The 4,640-nt window shown below is 61.5% G+C and carries 6 protein-coding genes and 1 pseudogene; 1 reads left to right on the top strand and 6 read right to left on the bottom strand.

Features of this window, described 5'->3' with window-relative positions:
- From EOA24_RS28080 to EOA24_RS42500, 4 genes are all read right to left on the bottom strand, one after another.
- The coding region (locus tag EOA24_RS28080) for an epoxide hydrolase N-terminal domain-containing protein (protein ID WP_189354274.1) at window positions 1-248 on the bottom strand (248 nt) is incomplete at its 3' end.
- A 282-nt stretch (window positions 249-530) separates the two neighbouring features.
- Window positions 531-902: a hypothetical protein gene (locus EOA24_RS28075; protein ID WP_126083416.1), complete on the bottom strand. Its 372-nt coding sequence runs from the start codon at window positions 900-902 to the stop codon at window positions 531-533.
- Between the two features lie 12 nt (window positions 903-914).
- Window positions 915-1,715: an NAD(P)H-dependent oxidoreductase gene (locus EOA24_RS28070; protein WP_245463252.1), complete on the bottom strand. Its 801-nt coding sequence runs from the start codon at window positions 1,713-1,715 to the stop codon at window positions 915-917.
- A 36-nt stretch (window positions 1,716-1,751) separates the two neighbouring features.
- Complete coding sequence (locus EOA24_RS42500; protein WP_210211621.1) at window positions 1,752-2,021, bottom strand: hypothetical protein; 270 nt, start codon at window positions 2,019-2,021, stop codon at window positions 1,752-1,754.
- Window positions 2,022-2,073: 52 nt separating this feature from the next.
- On the opposite strand from EOA24_RS42500, the gene EOA24_RS28060 reads away from it, so the two are divergent.
- Window positions 2,074-3,054 (top strand): LysR family transcriptional regulator, encoded by a 981-nt coding sequence (locus tag EOA24_RS28060; RefSeq protein ID WP_126083415.1) that lies wholly within the window; start codon window positions 2,074-2,076, stop codon window positions 3,052-3,054.
- 1 nt (window position 3,055) lies between these two features.
- On the opposite strand, the pseudogene EOA24_RS28055 reads toward EOA24_RS28060, so the two are convergent.
- Window positions 3,056-3,325 (bottom strand): annotated as a pseudogene (locus EOA24_RS28055) (helix-turn-helix domain-containing protein); the annotation flags it as partial.
- A gap of 158 nt (window positions 3,326-3,483) precedes the next feature.
- Entirely contained in the window at window positions 3,484-4,215 is a 732-nt protein-coding gene (locus tag EOA24_RS42495) for a tyrosine-type recombinase/integrase (protein ID WP_210211620.1), read from the bottom strand.
- Window positions 4,216-4,640 lie beyond the last annotated feature (425 nt).

Genomic DNA, 4,640 nt, shown 5'->3' with positions numbered 1-4,640 from the left:
TGAATGAAGTGGAGGTGCTCGCCTTCCACGTCGGCCGTGAAGTTGGGCAGCGCGTTGAGGCGCCGTTCGACCGCACGCCAGTCATAGCTGTCCCGCCAATAAGCGGCGAGTCGCTTGAGGTCATCAACCCCGACCCCCGCCGACCAGCCTCCCGCATCCGGCAGCTGGCTCCAGTCATAAGCCTCGACCTTGGCTCTGATCGTGGCGAGCCGTTCGTCAGGGACGTTTATTGTGTAGGGTGAAATCATGATGTTCTCCGCTTAAGCTGGGATGCGGTTCCAGGAAGAGGGTGTCCACGAATCCGATATTGTCGATCGATGTTCTGAGAGCCGAAGACTACTCGGCATACTGCTCGGTATGTAGCCGAGGTTGAAATCGAACCTTCTGATCTCCGTTTCCGAAGCGCGGTGCGTGGCGCTGGCGACGCATAGCCTTTGACCGCAGCCTGTGGACGAGCCGCTGGTCGCCGGAAGCCAGTACGTGCCATTTCGCTATCACCGCAGCTCTCACCGCCGCCTTCCTGTTCTGGCCTACACGGTCGAAACCACAATACTGAGATACCAGTGCGAGGGCTTTCCCGATTGGGAAGGCCCAGCGGGACGATGATGCGTCCCGCCAGCATCGCGCCATAGCCGGACGCGAAGCCGCTCAAGAGATTGCCGAGCGCGAACAGCAGCATCAATCCAACCGCTAGCGGCCGGCGCGGCAGATGCCCCGACTGACGCCGTGACCGTGGGGGCACCGGCCGTCACGGCGAGGGCATAGCCGGAAACGAGCAGACCAGCCGCCGGGAGCGTTATCCCGAGATCGCGCCCGATCCCGGGAACCAGGCCGATGATCACGAACTCAGTCGTGCCAATGGCAAATGCTCCCGCGGCCAGCGCGATCAGCGAAGGCTTCATGATCGTCGTGCCTCACGCGTCAACCGTCTCGACCACCCTTTCGACATGCGCGACGATGCCGGTCTGGCCCGGCGCGACGTCATCCGCCATGGTGTGGCGATCGGGGAAATCGCCTCCGTTCTGCGCACGGAACGGGATTGGCGCGTCCGTGAACAGCCCGGCGAGTCGCGCGCGCCAGCCCGCCTTGATCGCCTCGACCTCTTCGGCGGTGGAGACATGGCCGGCGCTGTAGACAGCGTGCGTGGGCAGCACATCCATGCCCGGATAGAAGAGCGCGCCGTGGGTCAGCGGAAAGAGCAGCTGCTCAATCGGCGCGTTGATCCCGCGCGGGCCATAGTCCACCACAGGTCCACCGGCCTGAACATTTACCAGCGCGCGCTTGCCCTTCAGGATGCCGTTCCCGAAGCGAAACTCGTTGGTGCCGTTCTGGTAGCCATAAGCGAAACCAAAGGCATAGACGCGTTCGATCCAGCCCTTCAGGATCGCGGGCACGCTGTACCACCACAGCGGGAACTGCAGGATGACCGCGTCCGCGGCAAGGAGTTTGGCCTGTTCGGCGACAACATCCGGCGTCTGGTTGCCGGTCGCATAGGCATGGCCGGATTCCATGATGAACGACAGCCGGTCGGGATTGGTGCGGACGGGAAAGTCGTCGGCGTCGAACACTGCTTTCCACTTCATGCCGTAAAGTTCGGATTGCACGATCTCGTGTCCGGCGGCGCCAAGCGTCTCGACAGTAACATCGACCAACTGCCGGGTGAGCGAGGTTGGTTCGGGGTGCGCAGATACAATCAGGATATTCTTCATCATCATGCTTCTCTGTCTCTATCGTGGAGTGGGGGGTGCGCTTCAGCGCTCGCTGGGATGTACCCAAGCCAGCGGCTTCACCCGATCATAAAGCTCGGTATGGGCCAGCGCGTTGGTGAAGTTGGAGATGAGCTTGGCGGCAAGCCCTATCAGCACGTCGAGCGCCTGACGCTTGGTGTAGCCGGCATCGATGAATGCCTCTGACGGCGCCGCCAAGCAGGCCCGGGGCCAAGGGCACATGTTTCTCGACATGATGGGCAGCATCGAAGCGTGCTTGCTCAGTATTGGATAAAGAAAACTGACGATGACCATCCTTGCCTCCCGCGGGAGAGATTGGTGAAGCTCCCGCGTCGATGCTTGCAGGATGGAGGCTTTCCGGCCATATTTGAAATCGATTATATTTTGTTCGGGAATAAAGGTGGTAGATACCAGCCGCATCGACCTCAACCTTCTGGCAACGCTCGAAGTGCTGCTCGCCGAACGGAACGTCACCAAGGCGGCGGCGAAGCTGCATCTCAGCCAGCCGGCAGTCAGTGCGCAACTCGCGCGGCTGCGGGATTTGTTCGACGATCCCTTGCTTCTTCCCGCCCAGCGCGGAATGACCCCGACCGCCAAGGCAACAGAACTTGCCCCGCAATTGCGCGAGGCGTTGGATCGGGTGCGCTCGACACTGCAATCCCACAGGGACTTCGATCCCGAAACGGCGCAACTCGCTGTGTCGATCGCTTGCTCGGATTATGTCCAGGCAGCCGTTGTGATGCCGCTCGTCTTAGCGCTCCGGCGGATAGCACCAGGCGTGCGCGTGGCGGTTTGGCACCTGTCCCCCGCCCTCATGGAACAGCAGTTGGCGAACGGCGATATCGATTTGGTGATCGCCACACCCGATCCCGCGATGCCGCATCTACGTGCATGTCATCTTTACGAGGAAACATATGTCCTCATCGGCAGGCAAAGCCACCCGGATCTGAAGCCTGGTCTGACGATCGAGAACTATGTCAGGCTGGAACATATCATCGTCTCACGGCGAGGCGGCAATTTCGAGACACCAGTTGACGACGCCTTGGGGGTTCTCGGTTATCGGCGCAATGTCGTCATGTCAGCGGGCTCGTTCTTGTTCATTCCCGAAATTGTTTCCAGCAGCGATCTTGTCGCGCTCGTACCCAGGCGGCTGTTTCGTGCCCAATCGGAAAGGCTGACGATCATCGATCTGCCCTGGCTGAGCGAGCGGTTCGATATCGGCTTGATCTGGCACGAGCGTTGTCACGGCCATGCCGGGCAGCGCTGGGTTCGCGAATTGATCGGAAAGCTGATGGTCGAGGGCGAAGACGACGCGCCGCGCGGCTAGACTAATCGGGCAGCGACAGTTTCCCGCCATCGCCGAGGCTATCGAGTTCGTCGAGCTCGGCGGCGTGGCGGCGGCCCCATTTGCACAGGTCAAGTAGAACTGGCCTCAGGCTTTGGCCCAGCGGCGTCGCTTCATAATCCACTCTAGGCGGCACCTGCGGGAACACCGTGCGGCTCACGATGCCGTGCGCCTCCATCTCGCGCAATTGCTGGATCAAGACCTTCTGGCTGATAGCGGGCATCAGCCGGTTCAGTTCGGACATATTCGGCCTCGAGCTTCTGATATTCGGCGTTTAGCGCCCCAATGGTGGCGTTCTCCTCGGCAGTGAGGTCGAGCGGTTCGCCCTGCACTTAGCCCAGGAGAAACTCGGTCCACTCGTTCATCAGCATACGACGCCGGTCAAAAAAATCGGTGCGCCGATAGGCTGCTTCAACCGCGTTGGCGATGCGATGTGCCAAAGCCTTGTCTGCGACTTTCCTTCGGCACGTTGGTGCATTCGGCCACCCAATCGGTGAACGTGCTGCGAAAGCCGTGAACGGTCGCATTCCCAACCTTCATGTCCCGCAGAACCTTTAGCATGGTCATATCGCTGATCGGCTTGTCACCTGTGAAGCTGAACAGCAGGCTCTCCGGCTTAACCTCGCCGTGTAATGCGAGGTGACGCTGGTGCAGCGCGCGCAGCAGCTTGACCGTAGCGGGGGCGAGCGGAACGACGTGGGCTTCCTTCATCTTCATTCTGGCCGCGGGTATCGACCAGACCGCCTTGTCGAGATCGAACTCGGCCCAGGTCGCCTTGCGAGCCTCATTCGAACGCACAGCGGTCAGTACCGTGAGCCTGAGCGCGTCCCGACCGAGGGTTGAGGGAAGAGCGCTCAGCGTCTTCATGAAGGCGGGCGCATCCTCATGCGGCATCGCGGCGCGGTGGGTCGCGCGACGGGTCTGGCGCGGCAGACCGCGCGTCACCGATCGAAGCGAAACTTCGTCCGGCACCAGCCCTTTGATGTGCGCGAAGTCCATCACGGTGCCGATACGCTGAAGCACCCGCTTGGCTGTATCCGGGATGGTCAACCAGATCGGCTCCAGCACGGACAGCACCGCCGCGCTGTCGACCGCTGTAACGGCTTTGCCGCCAATATGCACGTGCCGCTCAAAGCTCGACATCCATGAGGCGTGTCGCTGGTCCTTCCAGCCGCCCTTATCGCGTCGTAGCAATCGCGCGTCACCTTCTCGAAGGTCGTGCCGATTTACGGGTCGCGCGCCGCCTGGAGGTCGGATCAATGCCGGCGCGTACCGCCCTGCGCAGGTCTGCCGCGAGTATCCGCGCGTCGGCCAGTGGTACGTCGTGGGCGGGTCCCAGACCGAAATCCCGCCGCTGCCCGGCATGCTGCATCCGGAGCACCCACGATCGCGTTCCGCTTTCGCGCACAAGCAGATATAGCCCGTGCAAGTCGGCGTGCCTGCCGGGGCCAGCATGTTTGACCTTGAGAGTAGTCAGCGCCATCGAAACCTCGTTCTGAAGTCCCACATCGCGTCCCACGTTTCGATCCGGATTTTGTGACAAACTGTGGGACGAGCTGGACCGACAG

It is taken from the genome of Mesorhizobium sp. M2A.F.Ca.ET.039.01.1.1 (genome assembly GCF_003998035.1).
GTDB lineage: Bacteria > Pseudomonadota > Alphaproteobacteria > Rhizobiales > Rhizobiaceae > Mesorhizobium.
The sequence above is the reverse complement of the archived record's forward strand: the minus strand, read 5'-3'. Positions and strand labels throughout refer to the sequence as shown.

Coding starts and splice junctions, on each gene's coding strand:
- EOA24_RS42500 (WP_210211621.1), bottom strand. CDS start 2,021: ATGGTCATCGTCAGTTTTCTTTATCCAATACTGAGCAAGCACGCTTCG.
- EOA24_RS28075 (WP_126083416.1), bottom strand. CDS start 902: ATGAAGCCTTCGCTGATCGCGCTGGCCGCGGGAGCATTTGCCATTGGC.
- EOA24_RS28060 (WP_126083415.1), top strand. CDS start 2,074: ATGGAGGCTTTCCGGCCATATTTGAAATCGATTATATTTTGTTCGGGA.
- EOA24_RS42495 (WP_210211620.1), bottom strand. CDS start 4,215: ATGTCGAGCTTTGAGCGGCACGTGCATATTGGCGGCAAAGCCGTTACA.
- EOA24_RS28070 (WP_245463252.1), bottom strand. CDS start 1,715: ATGATGATGAAGAATATCCTGATTGTATCTGCGCACCCCGAACCAACC.